The 15,455-nt window shown below is 51.6% G+C and carries 15 protein-coding genes and 1 riboswitch; of the genes, 13 read left to right on the top strand and 2 right to left on the bottom strand.

Going from position 1 to position 15,455, the window contains the following annotated elements; all coding sequences use genetic code 11:
- Positions 1-4: 4 nt before the first annotated feature.
- Both ABIC22_RS02845 and ABIC22_RS02840 read left to right on the top strand, forming a co-directional pair.
- On the top strand, positions 5-943 hold the full coding sequence (locus ABIC22_RS02845) for a DMT family transporter (protein WP_354478081.1): 939 nt from the start codon (positions 5-7) through the stop codon (positions 941-943).
- 36 nt (positions 944-979) lie between these two features.
- Entirely contained in the window at positions 980-1,315 is a 336-nt protein-coding gene (locus ABIC22_RS02840) for a hypothetical protein (protein ID WP_354478078.1), read from the top strand.
- A 197-nt stretch (positions 1,316-1,512) separates the two neighbouring features.
- Here ABIC22_RS02840 and ABIC22_RS02835 read toward each other — a convergent pair whose 3' ends face one another.
- Together ABIC22_RS02835 and lplA are read right to left on the bottom strand one after the other, a co-directional pair.
- Positions 1,513-2,316 (bottom strand): Cof-type HAD-IIB family hydrolase, encoded by an 804-nt coding sequence (locus tag ABIC22_RS02835; protein ID WP_095289219.1) that lies wholly within the window; start codon positions 2,314-2,316, stop codon positions 1,513-1,515.
- Positions 2,317-2,558: 242 nt separating this feature from the next.
- Positions 2,559-3,560, bottom strand: coding sequence for a lipoate--protein ligase (gene lplA, locus ABIC22_RS02830; RefSeq protein ID WP_354478074.1), 1,002 nt, complete (start codon positions 3,558-3,560; stop codon positions 2,559-2,561).
- Positions 3,561-3,781: 221 nt separating this feature from the next.
- On the opposite strand from lplA, the gene cobD reads away from it, so the two are divergent.
- The 11 genes from cobD (at position 3,782) to ABIC22_RS02775 (ending at position 15,306) form a co-directional block, all read left to right on the top strand.
- Positions 3,782-4,900 (top strand): threonine-phosphate decarboxylase CobD, encoded by a 1,119-nt coding sequence (gene cobD / locus ABIC22_RS02825; protein WP_483312575.1) that lies wholly within the window; start codon positions 3,782-3,784, stop codon positions 4,898-4,900.
- Positions 4,900-5,697, top strand: a complete 798-nt coding sequence (locus ABIC22_RS02820; protein WP_354478068.1) for an adenosylcobinamide amidohydrolase — start codon at positions 4,900-4,902, stop codon at positions 5,695-5,697. Before cobD ends, ABIC22_RS02820 begins: the two co-directional genes overlap by 1 nt.
- 41 nt (positions 5,698-5,738) lie before the next feature.
- The gene (gene cbiB / locus ABIC22_RS02815) at positions 5,739-6,719 is read left to right on the top strand and encodes an adenosylcobinamide-phosphate synthase CbiB (protein WP_354485827.1); all 981 of its coding nucleotides are present in this window, start codon (positions 5,739-5,741) and stop codon (positions 6,717-6,719) included.
- Positions 6,710-7,357 carry a histidine phosphatase family protein gene (locus ABIC22_RS02810; RefSeq protein WP_354478066.1) on the top strand — a complete coding sequence of 216 codons (648 nt, stop codon included), beginning with the start codon at positions 6,710-6,712 and terminating at the stop codon, positions 7,355-7,357. Before cbiB ends, ABIC22_RS02810 begins: the two co-directional genes overlap by 10 nt.
- Positions 7,358-7,529: 172 nt before the next feature.
- Positions 7,530-7,658, top strand: a riboswitch (cobalamin riboswitch).
- A gap of 400 nt (positions 7,659-8,058) precedes the next feature.
- A complete protein-coding gene (locus ABIC22_RS02805; protein ID WP_430198560.1) occupies positions 8,059-9,060 on the top strand; it encodes an ABC transporter substrate-binding protein in 1,002 nt (333 codons plus the stop codon).
- Positions 9,057-10,103, top strand: a complete 1,047-nt coding sequence (locus ABIC22_RS02800; protein WP_095360590.1) for a FecCD family ABC transporter permease — start codon at positions 9,057-9,059, stop codon at positions 10,101-10,103. Before ABIC22_RS02805 ends, ABIC22_RS02800 begins: the two co-directional genes overlap by 4 nt.
- A complete protein-coding gene (locus ABIC22_RS02795; protein ID WP_354478060.1) occupies positions 10,100-10,933 on the top strand; it encodes an ABC transporter ATP-binding protein in 834 nt (277 codons plus the stop codon). Before ABIC22_RS02800 ends, ABIC22_RS02795 begins: the two co-directional genes overlap by 4 nt.
- Before the next feature lie 48 nt (positions 10,934-10,981).
- Positions 10,982-12,109, top strand: a complete 1,128-nt coding sequence (cobT, locus tag ABIC22_RS02790; protein WP_354478057.1) for a nicotinate-nucleotide--dimethylbenzimidazole phosphoribosyltransferase — start codon at positions 10,982-10,984, stop codon at positions 12,107-12,109.
- Positions 12,106-12,666, top strand: coding sequence for a bifunctional adenosylcobinamide kinase/adenosylcobinamide-phosphate guanylyltransferase (cobU, locus tag ABIC22_RS02785; RefSeq protein ID WP_127538249.1), 561 nt, complete (start codon positions 12,106-12,108; stop codon positions 12,664-12,666). Before cobT ends, cobU begins: the two co-directional genes overlap by 4 nt.
- Positions 12,663-13,649 carry an adenosylcobinamide-GDP ribazoletransferase gene (locus tag ABIC22_RS02780; RefSeq protein WP_354478054.1) on the top strand — a complete coding sequence of 329 codons (987 nt, stop codon included), beginning with the start codon at positions 12,663-12,665 and terminating at the stop codon, positions 13,647-13,649. Before cobU ends, ABIC22_RS02780 begins: the two co-directional genes overlap by 4 nt.
- A gap of 94 nt (positions 13,650-13,743) precedes the next feature.
- Complete coding sequence (locus ABIC22_RS02775) at positions 13,744-15,306, top strand: cobyric acid synthase (protein WP_354485825.1); 1,563 nt, start codon at positions 13,744-13,746, stop codon at positions 15,304-15,306.
- Positions 15,307-15,455: the final 149 nt, after the last annotated feature.

Genomic DNA, 15,455 nt, shown 5'->3' with positions numbered 1-15,455 from the left:
TAGCATGGTTGCAGCAGCATTTACAGTAATGTGTCTTATTTTTGGAACAACGTTCCTGGCGATTAAAATTGGGGTCGAGGCAGGCATGCCGCCTTTTCTATCGGCCGGATTACGTTTTATCATTGCAGGTGCATTGATGTTTACATGGATGTGGATGAAAGGGAAGGTAAGTCTGTCCCTGCTGTGGAGAAAAGAAATGCTACTGACCGGAGCAGGGCTGACTTTTGGTACGTTTGCCACTTTATATTGGGCAGAGCAATATGTCAGCTCAGGGGTTGGGGCTATTTTATCAGCTACCGGGCCGTTGATGATTATGGTAATGCAGACTGCTTTGCTGCGGCAGAAAACCTCTGCGCGCATGATTGCAGGCTGCCTGATCGGTTTTGGGGGCGTTGTGCTTGTCGTTTTACCCGGTGTATCCATTGGCGGGAGTTCACTGTGGTTATGGGGGTGTATCGCCGTACTTGTGGGAGAAGTATGCTATTCGGCAGGCGCACTGTACTCCAAGAAGGTGATCAACCAGTTCAAGGAAGCAAGTCCCGTAGCGATTAACGCCGTGCAGATGATGTATGGAGGCTTGCTGTTATCCGGGCTCTCGGCGGTGACGGAATCGTGGAGCACGTCTGGACTTGACGGGGCTCCGGCGATCCTGTCCCTGATCTACTTGACGGTGATTGGTTCAATGGTAGGGCATAGCCTGTTCTACTGGATCATGTCACGTACCAACCCGCTGTTCCCGGCAACTTGGCTGTACATTTCTCCTCCGATTGCGGTCGGTCTTGGAGCGGTTGTCTACGGTGAACATGTAAGCTGGATCACCTGGATTGGTGTGGTGCTTGTTGTATGCGGCTTGCTGGCAATGAATGAGAACGTGATGAGCTGGCTGAAGAGAGGTAAACGAGCCAATTCCTTGGTGCAAACTTCCAAACCTGTGGTAAAATAGGTATTGCCTTTTTTACAAGGAATGAGGTGAGGAATTATGTTGAACAAACAAAGACTCGGTGCAATATTTCTGTTCGCGGGAATTATCCTTTATGGCATTATTCATATTGCGACCATTATGCATTTTCCATCCGTAACGGTCTGGACCAGCACGTGGGGGCATTATTTTGAAGCTTTGTCCGAAACGGGTGGTTGGGTTGGATTCGTTATGGCTCTGCTTTTGTTTGTTACAGGGCTCGTACTCCTGCTGACGGTTCTCATGGGTTACTTTTCCAAAGGGAAAATGATGCAGGAGATCAGGGAACGTGACCGTGAGTTTGATGAGCAGTACGGAAGCAACATACGAGGTTCATATGACGGCCAAGATCGATAAAAGCAGGTCAAAGGGGAGCGTAGCATGATCAAATTTTACGCAACGATCTGTTCGGCATTTACTCTCTCGCTCCTTGCTGCCTGGGTGGATCGCTATCCAATCCGGTGATACAACCAAAACAAAAACAGCCTCTGGTTCAGCGAGTTTATTCGCTGCCCAGGGCTGTTTTATTTTACCGTATGCTTAGCGTTATCGTATTACTCCGCGTTCAAAACAAATTTCTCAATGACCTGCTTCACGCCGTCTTCGTTGTTGCTTGCCGTAATGTAATCTGCCAGCTCTTTGAGAGCAGGGATCGCATTGCCCATAGCCACGCCAAGGCCGGCAACCTCCAGCATTTCATGGTCATTCCAGGAATCACCGATCGCAATGCATTCACTCAATTGGTGACCAAAGTGATCCGCCAGGAATGTAAGGGCATGGCCTTTGGTACCTTCGCGATGCATGATCTCGAGGAAGTATGGTTTGGACTTGGTGATATGGACTTCTGGTCCAAGCAATTCACGCAGGTCAACGGCCACTTTATCCAGATAGTCTGGCTCATCGATGATAAGCAATTTTGGTGTTTGTTGTTCAATAACTTTGATGAAGTCCGGCTCGATATGGTACTGGGTACCATTCAGCTTCGCATAATCACGCAGTTTGTCGTTCTCTTCGCGAGCATACAGCTTGTCATCAATGTACGTTTGAAGATGGAGATTGTTCTCCAGGCAGTAGTCGTACAATTTGCGGGAAGCGTCTTGCGGTACATAGCGCTCATAGAGTACTTTCTCGTCCAGCAGGTTTTTGACCAAAGCGCCTTGATACGTAATGATTGGCACGTTTAATCCCGTTTGGCGAGCAAGTGCTTGTGCAGAAGCATAGGCACGTCCTGTTGCCAGGGTAACGACCACACCATGAGCAACCGCTTGCTCCAATGCCGTTTGTGTTGCAGGGGTTACTTCCTTGTTGTCGTTGATGAGGGTATCATCGATGTCAATTGCCATCAGTTTGTAAGCCATTTGAGTTTCTCTCCTTTTATCTGTATCTATAATCACGAACGAATGGATCCATAATTACACCAGATCACTCCAAACGCAGAATCATCTTTCGATCACTGTTATCCCTAGATTTCTTTGAGTCCCTTATGTAAAGGGGAAAATCCAGGGATAAAGGCGAACGCTTTGCTTCTCCAGATTGATTCTGCTTTTTCCGTTAAAGTGTAATAAAGGAATTCGTTCTAAAACTATACTTACATCTAAATCTATTCTTCAAGGAAAACGAGGCCAATAAAGTCCTCCAGCTCCAGGTTACCGAAGTAATGTTTCACATCAAGGCCCTCAAGTTCCGTACGTACCTCGGATTCCTCATAACGCTTGCCGCGCAGCATATCTTCGATATCCGCCACATCGCCTACACCGAAGAAGTCACCGAAGATTTTGATATCCTCGATTCGTCCATCCTTGATGTTCATGCGCAGATCGATAATGCCGACAGGGAATTTGCGGGTATGCTTCACATTGCTCTCCGGAGACAATCCATAGTTCCAGTCCCAGTTGCTGTAACGCTCAGCAGAGATTTCCTTGATCTTGTCCCAATCCTTCTCCGTGAGTTCATATTGGGGAACATCCTGCGGCTCCATACGGAAGATGTGGCGTAACAGCTCGTCCCGGAATTGTTCGATGGTCAGGTTGCTGTCAATCAGATCCCGAATGTTGGCGACCCGGCTGCGTACGGATTTGGTGCTCTTGGATTTGAATTTCTCGGGATTAACATTCAGGGATGCCTGAACATGATCCAGATTAAGGTCAAACATGAGCGTTCCGTGACTGAACATGCGTCCGCGGGTGGAGAACTGGGCATTACCCGAGATTTTCTTTTCCCCGACTTGCAGATCGTTGCGTCCGGTCAGCTCGGCATTCACACCAAGCTCCTGCAGAGCTTCCACGACAGGCTGGGTGAACTTGCGGAAGTTGTGGAAGGATTGTCCGTCATCCTTGGTAATAAAACTGAAATTGAGGTTGCCCAAATCATGGTAGACTGCGCCGCCTCCGGAGAGACGACGTACAACCTGTACACCGTTATCCTGAACATATTCGATGTTGATCTCTTCGATGGTATTCTGGTGTTTTCCAATAATGATGGAAGGGCGGTTAATGTAAAACAGCAGATAGCTGTCATCCATCGGCAGATGCTTCAAAATGTACTCCTCAATCGCGAGGTTTACAGAAGGATCTGTAATGCCCTGGTTATCAACAAACAGCATGGTCATTCCTCCATTAATGTATGTGAGGGACGATGATCCCTTATGTAGTGTTGCGCCTGCGAATCAAAATTCCTCTTCTATTGTAATCGAATTGTCGATTGGACACAAAGGAATTGAAGCAGGGAATGGATGGTTTAGGCAAATCAGGATTGACCCGTGACAGTTACGCCATCCATAATAAAAATGACATGCAGAAAGGATGACGGACAAAAATGAGCGGTATCATTGAAGTTTTTGGACATGGTGGTGACGTGGAGACAGCTGCGTCAAGATTTGGCGGGAGTCCTGAGGATTTCCTTGATTTTAGTGCAAACATTAACCCTCTGGGTCCGCCCAAGGATGTTCTGAAGGCGTTGGAGCAAGGGATGCGGGCGATACTTCGTTATCCTGATCCTGCACATCGGACATTCAAATCCTTGCTTGGTGAGCGCCTTGGCCTGTCAGAGGAATATATATCTATAGGGAATGGAGCTGCGGAAAGCATGGCTCTGATCCTGCTCGGACTCTCTCCCCGGAAGGTGGGCACAGTGGAACCGGGGTTCTCGGAGTATCGTTCATTATCCAAGCAATTTGGGGCAGAAATGCATTATGTTCTGGGGCAGGAGGAGCTCGAATGGCGAGCAGCTCCCGAAGATATCGAGAGGCTGATGGAACAGGTGGACTTGCTGTTTCTTGGACAGCCGAACAATCCCAATGGAGTACAGTATCCGGTTGAAGTATTGCAGCGGCTGGCCCGTCATGCCGAGAAGACAGATACTGTCCTGGTGATTGATGAGGCATTTATGGATTTCATTCCTGAAACGCAGCGACAATCCCTGGCTTCCCGATTACAGGATTACCCACAGGTGATCATCATTCGCTCGATGACCAAATTTTATGCCATTCCGGGTCTTCGGCTTGGCTATGCGATTGCACACCCGGATCTGATTCGTGCCATGACGGAGAAACAGGTAACCTGGAGTGTCAACGGACTGGCACTGATTGCGGGAGAAGCCTGTCTAAGCAGCGGGGAAGCTTTTGAACGGGAGACGTTGAAACAGGTGGCGCTTGAACGAGAGAAACTGGCATCCGGCCTGGAAGCCTGTGGATGCGAAGTGACACGCGGGGAAGCGAACTTCTTGCTGGCACGTGTGCCGCGGCCATGGACAGCGACAACCATACAAGCGGCTCTGGGGGAACGGGGAATTCTGATCCGAAGCTGTGCCATGTACCCTGGACTTGGGGAAAGACATATCCGACTGGCAGTGAAGGACGCGAAGTCGAATCTTCGTCTGGTGAACGAAATGAGAAGTGTGAGCGGACAAACGAATCCGGTGCCAACGGTCGGGGGGGCGGAGTAATGGCATTGCCATTCTTGCAGTACTTTACCCATGCAAATGCAGAGCAAAATGAATATACTTCTTCTGCATGGCCCGGGTTAACCATCAGCGCACATGAACGCCATATTCGAGCATCGATCCCTAACCGGGTAAACGCCATTTCGAGTGCCGTGTACGGCGGGGGGATGATCGAGCTGGATCGCATATTCAATATTTATGTAGACAAGCATTATCGTTGTGACGACCCACCGCGCGATATTGCAGACTTCCTGAGAGGCTGGGAGGAACGCACAACAGCATGTGCCGGATTGCTGACAGCGGTTAAGCTTGCTCACACATCGGTTCAGGAAGTTGTAGGCGATGAAGCAGGGATCTTGTGCTGTACGACAGCAGGTGTATCCAATGCTGCCAGGGCAGGCTCCGCAAGAACCGTGTTTGATGCTGCAGGGAACATAACTAGCCCAGAGGGAAAAGCAGCAGAGTCACCCTACACTCCCGGTACAATTAATATCATGTTATGGATCAACGGCCGCATGACGCCCGGAGCCATGGTCAATGCCATTCAGACAGCAGTGGAAGCCAAAACGGCAGCGCTCTCGGATTGCGGTGTAATGGATGCGGAAAATGGACTGATTGCAACGGGAACGACGACGGATGCCATTGTGCTGGCCACGAGTCAGATGGAGGGAAAACCACTGATCTCTTACGCAGGTACAGCCACAGTAATTGGGGCAGGAATTGGGCGTGTCGTCTATGATGCCGTTACCGAAAGTTTGCAAGCTGGACAGGCGTGGAAAGAGAGGAATAGCAAGCGATGATATCTCTGAGTAAGTGGGCGGACTGGCCCATATGGGCAGGAATGACAGGGGCATGGATTATTTTAGCAGCATACATACTGGATCGCCTCATTGGAGATCCACGCTGGATCCCCCACCCGGTGATCGGCATGGGGAAAGGAATTTCTGCACTGGAGCGGACCATCAGAAAACGAGTGAGCAGCGATCAGGGGCTTAAGCGGGCAGGGCTGCTTTTTCCGATAGTCATTGCGGGTGGTTCATTGGTGCTTACTTGGGGAGTGTTATACATCCTTGGACTTGTTCACCCGGTGATTGCCGTTATCGCTGAAGTGATACTGATTGCCACCACCATTGCTTCCAAAGGACTGAAGGATGCAGGCATGGAAGTGTATCGTCATCTGAGAGAAAGGGATTGGCCTGCGGCTAGACGTTCACTTGGCATGATCGTGGGGCGGGATACAGCGCATCTGGATGAATCGGAAGTGGTACGGGGAACCGTGGAGACTGTAGCGGAAAACATCGTCGATGCCATCGTTTCACCGCTGTTCTATGCCCTGATTGGCGGTGCTCCGCTTGCGATGGCCTATCGGGCCGTCAATACGCTGGATTCCATGGTTGGTTATAAAAATGAAAAATATTTGCATCTCGGCTGGGCCTCTGCTCGTCTCGATGATTGGGCGAACTGGATTCCGGCGCGGCTTACCGCCTTGCTGCTCATTACGGGTGCATGGTTCATGAGATTGAGCGCAAAAGGTGCTGCACGCATGGTTCGCCGGGATGCCAGATTGCACCCCAGCCCGAACAGCGGATTCCCGGAGTCGGCCGTTGCAGGAGCGCTGGGTATCAGGCTTGGCGGGCATAACGTCTACCATGGCGTGGCTTCTTTTCGAGCCTATATGGGCGATCAGACACGGCTGATGGAAGCAGAGGATATCGTGCGGACCACGCGTTTGATGTTCTGGTCGGCGGGAGCTTTTGTGCTGTTATGCTGGTTGGTAAGTTTCAGTATCTGGACAGCAGGAGGTGCGCTGTTATGGAAGTAGAATCCGGGAAGCGTGGAACTGGAACGCGGGAGATCGTGTTTATCCGTCATGGGACAACTTCTTGGAATGTGGAAAAGAGATACCTCGGACATACCGATATCGGTCTCCTGCCGGATGCAGAGCGGGAACTGGCGCCGCTTCTCCAGTCCATTCGCGGGATCACATGGGATGCGCTGTATTGCAGTGATCTGCTGCGCTGCCGGCAGACCGTGGAACGAATTGCTCCGGTACAAGCAGGACAAGTACAGTATGATCCGCGTTTGCGTGAGATTGATTTTGGGCAATGGGAAGGGATGACTTACAATGAGCTCAAGGACAATCCGCTCTACCGGAATTGGATTGATGCACCGCAGGATGTGACGCCACCGGGCGGCGAGCCTTGGCAGGCATTTGCTGCGAGGATCGACTCCTTCGTAAAGGAGTGCCTTGTGTCCGGTTCGTCAGAGGAACATTCCGAAGAAAATCATGTTCCTGCGATTGCCATAGTTACCCATGGCGGTGTCATTCGGTATGCCATGTCACGTCTCATACCGGAACTGGGATTCTGGGATACACAGGTCATTCCGGGGCAAGCAATTAAGGTTCGGCTTGAAAAAAGCGGAAATAGCTGGGTTTCAAGCAGGGTGTCTTTTCCGTGAATCGGGTTGTAAGGATGTGCAATATAACCTATAATCACAACAGAAGTGTGACTTCAGCATGAATACATATCTCGTTATGCGCTTAAGCGCTGATGGATAGGGCATGCTCACTTGAATGGTTACAATATCAGCGACCACGGGTCCCTTGTGTGAGCAAGAAGAACTCATCGAGTTAATGCAAACGATGAACGGCACAATGGGTGAAATAGGGAAGCCGGTGTGAATCCGGCACGGTCCCGCCACTGTAAATCAGGACGAGCAGTCCTGTAAGTCAGGTTACCTGCCCTGGACGTACAAACCGGTGTTCCTTCGAGGAAAGGACAGCGTTTCGGGCAATTCTATGTGCATGAACAGCGGGTACGCTGTAGATGTGCAGATCGCCATATGCGAGACGTCATCCCTGATCCTGACGTAAGGATCGGGGATTTTTTTGTTCATATAGGATGAACTGAAATATTCACACGTAACGAAGAGTGCAGAACCAATCTGAAGAAGCGTAGCGCTCGCCTTTATCCCCGGATTTTCACGTTTATAAGAGAGAATCAAAAAAATCTGGGGATAACAGCGATCGGAAGATGGTACTGCAATCGTAGTGGCCTAGTGTGGTTTTCTAGGGTCATTTTATTTAGGAACACAAATTCAGGGGGAATGGTCAGGAGCACTACTTAAGAGAGAACATTGAGAAGGGGAGAATGAACAGAATGAACATCAAGAATTGGAAAGGCATGGCGTCCCTGCTGACAGCAGCGATGCTTACACTGGCTTTGGCCGGATGTGGAAACGCAACAACGAGCGAGGGAACAGGTACGTCTACGCAGCAGCCGGCACAGGAGCAATCCCAAGGCCAGGAGCAGACGGATCTCAAAACACAATATCCACTTACGGTAACTGATGCGACAGGTGAATCCTTCACGTTTGAGAAAGCGCCAGCCAAAATTGTATCCGTGTCTCCGGCAGAAACCGAGTCATTGTTCGCCCTTGGATTGGATGAGCAGATCGTAGGGGTATCCGACTATGACGATTATCCGGAAGCTGCAACAACCAAACCGAAAATGGGTGGTGTGTCGAAGCCCAATGAAGAATCAATCATCGCAGCTGAAGCAGACATCGTATTTACAGGGATCTCCATGAGCGAAGAAGCTGTGACCAAGCTGCGCGAACTGGGTATCACCATTTTCAAAACGGATCCGAAATCGATAGACGATGTCATGAACAACATCGAAACGTTCGGGAAAATCACGGATCATCAGGAGCAGGCACAGGAGCTCATCACGAAAATGAAACAGGACGTGGCGGACGTAACCGAAGCGGTTAAGGCTGTGAAGTCGGAAGATCAGAAAAAGGTATATGTTGAATTCTCCCCGGGCTGGACTGTGGGTAAAGGTGAATTCATGGATGAACTGATCACGGTAGCCGGTGGAATCAACGTTGCTTCCGACCTCGTGGGCTGGAATGAAATTAACGAAGAGAACATTATTGCTTCCAATCCGGATGTCATTCTGTACGCCAATGATGTTATTGATGAGAACTCCAAAACACTGGATCAGATCATCAAAGAGCGCAGCGGCTGGGATCAAATTACGGCGGTGAAAAACGATGCAGTCATTGGCCTGGATGCCAACCTGCTGAGCCGTCCGGGCCCACGTGTAACGGAAGGTTTGAAAGCTGTTGCCAAAGCGATCTATCCTGACCTGTTCCAATGAGTAAAAAGCTGGCAGTGTACGGAACAGCCGGAATTCTGCTGCTTGTGCTGACTGTGCTGATCTGTACGGGCATCGGTTCAGTGGCTCTGCCTGTCCGTGACATTGCAGGCATTCTGCTTCATCACATGCCATGGATCGGAGACTGGATCACGCCCGACTGGAGTACGGCAGCTGAGCAAATTATATGGAAGGTCAGGTTCCCGCGGGTGCTGCTTGCTGTACTCGTGGGTGCATCGCTGGCCATCGCCGGAGCGGGCTTCCAGGGGGTTCTTCGTAACCCGCTGGCAGATCCGTTTACGCTTGGCGTATCGTCTGGCGCATCGGTGGGCGCTGCTTTTCTGATCTTCTTCGGATTGCAGTATGCACTGATCGGAATCTGGACCTTGCCGCTCGTTGCGTTTCTGACGGGCGTGCTCACATTATGGTTTGTACTCGCCCTGGCTCGTGAAGGGCGCAAAATACCGACACACAGCCTGATTCTGGCTGGCGTGGTGATGCAAAGTTTTCTGGGAGCGGTGGTCTCCTTCCTGTCGACCATGTCGAAACAGACGATTAACGAAATTATATACTGGACGATGGGAAGTCTGGCTCTGCGTGGGTGGTCGTATACGGCCATCCTTTTCCCGTATTTTATACTGGGTCTGATTTTCCTCTGGAGCCGTGCCCGTTCCTTGAATGTGCTTGCACTGGGGGAACGGCAGGCTGCACATATCGGTGTCCAGGTGGATGGGTTGAAGCTATCCGTCCTTGCCGTAGGAACACTGCTTACCGCCGGGGCTGTCTCGGTTTCGGGTGTCATTGGATTCGTAGGTCTTGTTATCCCGCATATTCTTCGGCTGATTGTTGGGCCTGACTATCGTTTGCTGGTTCCCTTGTCCGCGATTGGCGGAGCCATCTTCATGGTATGGGCCGATACGATTGCACGCTCCCTGCTGGCACCGACCGAAATTCCGCTTGGTGTGGTGACGGCCTTTGTCGGAGCTCCTTTCTTCGCGTATCTGCTGCATCGGAATAAAAAGCTGCGAAAAGGGGTGATGCCATGAGTACAAGCATGAGTACAAACATGGGTACAAGCGTTACCCCAAACGATCCGCTGATTGAAGTTGCGAGGGCAGGCAAAATGTATGGAGAGCACCGGGCACTGCATAACGTGGACTGGCGTGTCACAGAAGGCGAATGGTGGGGTGTCGTTGGTCCAAACGGAAGCGGAAAATCAACGCTGCTCCAGCTCATTGCAGGAACCGAACAGCCTGGTGCAGGCAGCATTCAGATTGCAGGGCGGGAGATTACCTCATACACTCGCAAAGACCTGTCACGCATGATTGCGGTGCTGCAGCAAGATGGCCTGCCTGCCATCTCGTATCCTGTCCGAGATGTGGTGGAGATGGGACGTTATCCTTATCAGAATTGGTTAGGCAGGGAATCGGCGGATGGAGCGGCCGTGGTGGACCGGGTATTGGAAGAACTGGGTCTAACCGAAATGGCCGACAGGCCGCTCGATGCACTCAGTGGAGGGCAGAGGCAGCGGGTGGCGCTCGCCAAAGTCATGGCCCAGGAGCCCAAATTGTTATTGCTGGATGAGCCAACCACATTTCTTGATATCCGATATCAATTGCAATTCATGGAGCTATTATCTTCCTGGCGGCAAAAAAACAAGATTACCATTGTCGCTGTGCTGCACGATCTGAACCTCGCTGCGCAATTCTGCGATCAGATTCTCGCTCTGCGCGAGGGCATGTGCGTAAGCAGTGGAACACCACATTCGCTGATGACGGAAGAGAACATTCGGGATATCTTCCGGGTGAACCCGGCCATGGTGAATCATCCCGATACTGGATTGCCGCAATTGTTGCTGCGGCGAGAACACGAGTGAACGAAAAGCGGGGCGACCCTATATTTTGATGAAGGAAGTGCTGGCGGTATGAATAATGAACAGACGTTGGAACAGTTAATCGATCGGATCGTGGGTCCTAATGAAGAAGTGGCGGCAGAAGCCTCGGCACATGTGGATTCATTAACGAAACCGCCCGGCAGTCTGGGCAAACTGGAACAGCTGGTTATTCGACTTGCGGGGATAACCGGCGAGGCTCGGCCTTGTCTGGATCGCAGGGCCGTCATTGTTATGGCTGCCGATCACGGCGTCGTTGCCGAAGGAATCAGTGCGTTCCCGGCAGAGGTAACGCCGCAGATGGTTCATAATTTTTTGGCAGGAGGAGCGGCCGTCAACGTTCTGGCGCGCCATGCAGGGGCAGATGTCATCTGTGTGGACATTGGCGTGAATGCCGATCTGGAACACCCGGACCTGGTCTCCCGCAAAGTACGCAAAGGTACAGCCAACATGGCGCAGGGTCCAGCCATGAGCCGTGATGAAGCGATCCAGGCGATTCTTGCCGGAGCCGAGGTTGTGGCTGCTGAAGTCGCCAAGGGAACTCAATTATTTGTCACCGGTGAAATGGGTATCGGAAATACTACAGCGAGTGCCGCAGTCATGTGTGCTTTAACCGGAACAGCACCCGCATCTGCGGTTGGTCGGGGAACAGGGATGGATGACGCAGGTTTACAGCGCAAAGCTGCTGTAGTCAGCCGGGCGCTTAGTGTGAATGCACCGGATGCAGACGATGCCCTGGATGTGCTTGGCAAAGTGGGCGGATTGGAAATTGCCGGACTGACAGGTGTCATCCTCGCAGCGGCAGCTCATGGCTGTCCTGTTGTGGTGGATGGGTTTATCTCCACTGCAGCGGCACTGATTGCGAGACAGCTTGCCCCGGTCAGTGTGGAATATATGATTGCTTCGCATACATCGCATGAAAGTGGACATGCTGCGCTTCTGCACGAACTTGCCCTCAAACCGATGCTGGATCTGGACATGCGGCTGGGTGAGGGAACAGGTGGTGTGCTCAGTCTTCATCTAATCGATGCGGCTTGCCGTATTCTGAATGAGATGGCCACATTTGCAAGCGCTGGTGTATCGGGAAGCTCGAATGAGAATGAGCGCGCGGATGAGTCATCGACAGCTGCTTCGCCAGTTCGGGGAGAGGTATCTCCATGAGCGTACTTGTAACGGGCGGGGCAAGGAGCGGCAAAAGCTCCTTCGCCGAGCGTCTCTGCATGCAGCGTTCCTCCGAGGCCTGGTATGTCGCAACCGCACAGGCGTATGATGACGAGATGCGTGAACGGATACGTCTGCATCAGAATCAGCGGGATGAAGTGGGGTACCTGTGGCATACCGTGGAGGAACCCTTGGCATTGCCAGAACTCATCACAAAAATGGGAGAATCGCATACAGGAACGTCAGCTCCGACCATTTTGGTGGATTGCCTGACGCTCTGGTTGACCAACGTCCTGCTTACCCATGAGCAAGAGCCTGAGCAGGTTGTTCTGGATCATATGAATGCGCTGGTAACCGCTATCGAGTCCTATCCCGGGCTGCTAGTCCTGGTTACGAATGAAGTGGGGGACGGCATCGTACCGGAGTATGCGCTTGGCAGAAGATATCGGGATTTGGCGGGCATATTAAATCAGCGGGTCGCTGCCATCTGCCGCGAAGTATTTCTGGTAACGGTAGGGATTGCTATGGAGCTGAAGAGCAAGGAGTATCGCTTATGAGCCATGACGGTAACAACATCCAGCATAATCGTGAGGAAATGACCAGTGAAGACCACCTGAATCAGGTAAACGAGGGGCCGGCTCAGGGTGCGGAGTATGTAAACAGACTGGATCAAAAACATGCGGCTGCGGCCGCTTTTCAATTTTTGTCCCGTTTCCCCGTGAAAATGCAGATTGACTTCGTTCCGCCACTGCTGCGGGAAAGCGTAGTGTATTATCCGCTGGTCGGTGCGGCCATTGGTTTAAGTGTCTGGATTGGTGGCGCGCTTACAGGTGCACTGCTGCCATCGTTCCCAGCGGCTGTATTGACCCTGACCCTTTGGGTATGGCTTACGGGGGGACTCCATCTGGATGGCTGGATGGACACAGCGGATGGCCTGCTCAGCTATCGTACCCGTGAGCGAATGCTGGAAATTATGAAAGACAGCCGCGTTGGAGCCATGGGCGTGATTGCCTGCGTACTGCTGCTCATGATGAAAGCAGCCTTAATTGCTGATTTTATCGCACATGGAAACTGGCTGTATGGAGCGCTGCTGATTCTGCCCATGATCTGGAGCCGCTGGTTCATGGTGTATGCCATTTCGGCTTGGCCGAATGCCAGGGGAGACGATGGACTTGCTGTCCTGTTCAAGGGCCTTGGGGAACGGAAGGAAGTCCAGAGGGCACGAAGCGCTACGGTTGGACTAACCATCCTGGCGGCTGTCATTACACTTGCCGCGGTGTGGATCTTTCAGCCTGGCAGCAGCATGGTAGAAATGCTGGCGATGGATAGGGGCCTTGGGACATTACCTTGGTGGCTATATCCTATTGCAGCTGCCATTTTGGTACCACTGGCGGCATATCTTATCGGCAAGTTCGTTGCCGGACGCATCAGTGAGAGGTTAGGCGGACTTACTGGAGATACATATGGTGCGATGAATGAGCTGCTGGAAGCCGCTCTGTTGACGGTGTTAAGTCTGCTGCAGGGATTATTTTTGATATAGGGAACGAACGGAAATGAGTAATGTGGAGCATAACGCGGAGAGCTGAGGTGATTGGAACGTGCAGAATACCCCTGTAGGACAAGCGGCGGTATTGATGCTGCAAGGTACGGCATCGGATGTGGGGAAGAGTGTTATTACAACGGCATTATGCCGGATATTCAAGCAGGATGGCTTCAGACCTGCCCCGTTTAAATCACAAAACATGGCGCTCAACTCCTATGTAACCGAAGATGGCAAGGAGATTGGCAGAGCCCAGGGAGCGCAGGCAGAAGCTTGCGGTATTGAAGCAACAACGGATATGAACCCGATATTGATCAAGCCCGTGCGGGATATGCACTCGCAGATCGTGGTGCACGGTGTACCTTTTGCCCAGATGAGTGCTTCGGATTATCGTCAGCATTTCCTGCCGGAAGCGAAGCAGACAGTCATGGATGCGCTGAATCGGCTGCGCGAAACCTATGATATTGTACTGATGGAAGGCGCAGGCAGTCCGGCCGAGATTAACTTGAAGGATCGGGACATTGTCAATATGAATCTGGCAGGCTGGGCGGATTCGCCAGTCATTCTGATCTCGGACATTGATCGCGGAGGCGTGTTTGCTTCCATTGTAGGTACACTTGAGCTGTTGGAGCCGCATGAGGTCCAGCGTGTAAAAGGATTTATCATTAACAAATTCCGGGGGGATCTGTCCCTGCTGCAGCCCGGACTCGACTGGCTCGAAGAGCGGACGGGCATTCCGGTATTGGGCGTACTGCCTTACATAAGAGATATAAAGATTGAAGCTGAGGATTCCGTGGTGCTGGACTCCATGCGTCATGGCAAATCAGGGGAACGGGAGCTGGATCTTGCCGTTATTCGTTACCCGCGCATTTCCAACTTTACGGACTTTGACTCGCTGTCCCGTGAACCGGATGTTAATGTACGGTATGTGACTTCCCCGGAAGAACTGGGCCAGCCGGATGCCATTTTGCTTCCCGGTACGAAGGATACGATTGGTGATCTGGCATTCCTGAGAGAATCGGGTCTCGAGCAAGCTATCGCGAGTCGGACTGAACGTGATCATGTACAGCTTGTGGGCATATGCGGTGGATATCAGATGCTGGGCCAGCATTTAAAAGATCCGTTTGCAGTGGAAGCTAATCAGATCCAGGAGGCACGGGGTCTGGGATGGCTACCGCTGTCGACCACTTTTCTGGAACATAAACAGACCGTTAGAGCTTCAGGGCGTGTACTGCAGCGGCATCCGATTCGTCTATATGGGGATCAAGATTCAGTTGATTCCATGCCTGTGAATGGGTACGAGATTCATATGGGCGTGACCGAGTGCCATGATGCGAAGCAAGTGAGTGGGCTGTTTGAGATTGTTCATCCAGGTGGTCAGTCTTTTCAGGAAGGCTGGGGAAGCCCGGATGGCAAAGTATGGGGAACGTACTTGCATGGTTTGTTTGAAAGTGACCAGTTCCGCCGCTCCTGGCTTAACGGCCTTCGGCAAGGGAAAGGACTCGCTCCGCTTCAGGAAACCTATAGTGCTCATGAACGCAAGGAGATGGAGTTCGACCGGGTAGCGGAATCTCTGCGCTCAGCCCTGGACATGAAACGTGTATACGAAATTATGGGAATCCAGTACCGAGATCCCGCTTCAAACGTTAATGATTGAATAGCAAGCTGGTGTATGATCAGCCATTTATAACCTTCTATTAATAAAAAACACCCCCATGTGTATTGGAAGTACCCGGAAACGGGCTGCTGTTACACATGGGGGTATTTGCATGTCTGTGGTTTAATTGTGGTTCACGTAAGGGAATG

This window comes from Paenibacillus sp. PvP094, from assembly GCF_040546835.1.
GTDB lineage: Bacteria > Bacillota > Bacilli > Paenibacillales > Paenibacillaceae > Paenibacillus > Paenibacillus illinoisensis.
Note: the sequence above shows the minus strand (reverse complement) of the source record. Positions and strands in the feature narration are given on the sequence as shown.

Bases quoted from the DNA above. Each gene is read 5' to 3' on its own strand.
- ABIC22_RS02845 (WP_354478081.1), top strand. From the start codon at position 5: ATGGTTGCAGCAGCATTTACAGTAATGTGTCTTATTTTTGGAACAACG.
- ABIC22_RS02840 (WP_354478078.1), top strand. From the start codon at position 980: ATGTTGAACAAACAAAGACTCGGTGCAATATTTCTGTTCGCGGGAATT.
- ABIC22_RS02835 (WP_095289219.1), bottom strand. From the start codon at position 2,316: ATGGCTTACAAACTGATGGCAATTGACATCGATGATACCCTCATCAAC.
- lplA (WP_354478074.1), bottom strand. From the start codon at position 3,560: ATGCTGTTTGTTGATAACCAGGGCATTACAGATCCTTCTGTAAACCTC.
- ABIC22_RS02820 (WP_354478068.1), top strand. From the start codon at position 4,900: ATGGCATTGCCATTCTTGCAGTACTTTACCCATGCAAATGCAGAGCAA.
- cbiB (WP_354485827.1), top strand. From the start codon at position 5,739: ATGACAGGGGCATGGATTATTTTAGCAGCATACATACTGGATCGCCTC.
- ABIC22_RS02810 (WP_354478066.1), top strand. From the start codon at position 6,710: ATGGAAGTAGAATCCGGGAAGCGTGGAACTGGAACGCGGGAGATCGTG.
- ABIC22_RS02805 (WP_430198560.1), top strand. From the start codon at position 8,059: ATGAACATCAAGAATTGGAAAGGCATGGCGTCCCTGCTGACAGCAGCG.
- ABIC22_RS02800 (WP_095360590.1), top strand. From the start codon at position 9,057: ATGAGTAAAAAGCTGGCAGTGTACGGAACAGCCGGAATTCTGCTGCTT.
- ABIC22_RS02795 (WP_354478060.1), top strand. From the start codon at position 10,100: ATGAGTACAAGCATGAGTACAAACATGGGTACAAGCGTTACCCCAAAC.
- cobT (WP_354478057.1), top strand. From the start codon at position 10,982: ATGAATAATGAACAGACGTTGGAACAGTTAATCGATCGGATCGTGGGT.
- cobU (WP_127538249.1), top strand. From the start codon at position 12,106: ATGAGCGTACTTGTAACGGGCGGGGCAAGGAGCGGCAAAAGCTCCTTC.
- ABIC22_RS02780 (WP_354478054.1), top strand. From the start codon at position 12,663: ATGAGCCATGACGGTAACAACATCCAGCATAATCGTGAGGAAATGACC.
- ABIC22_RS02775 (WP_354485825.1), top strand. From the start codon at position 13,744: ATGCTGCAAGGTACGGCATCGGATGTGGGGAAGAGTGTTATTACAACG.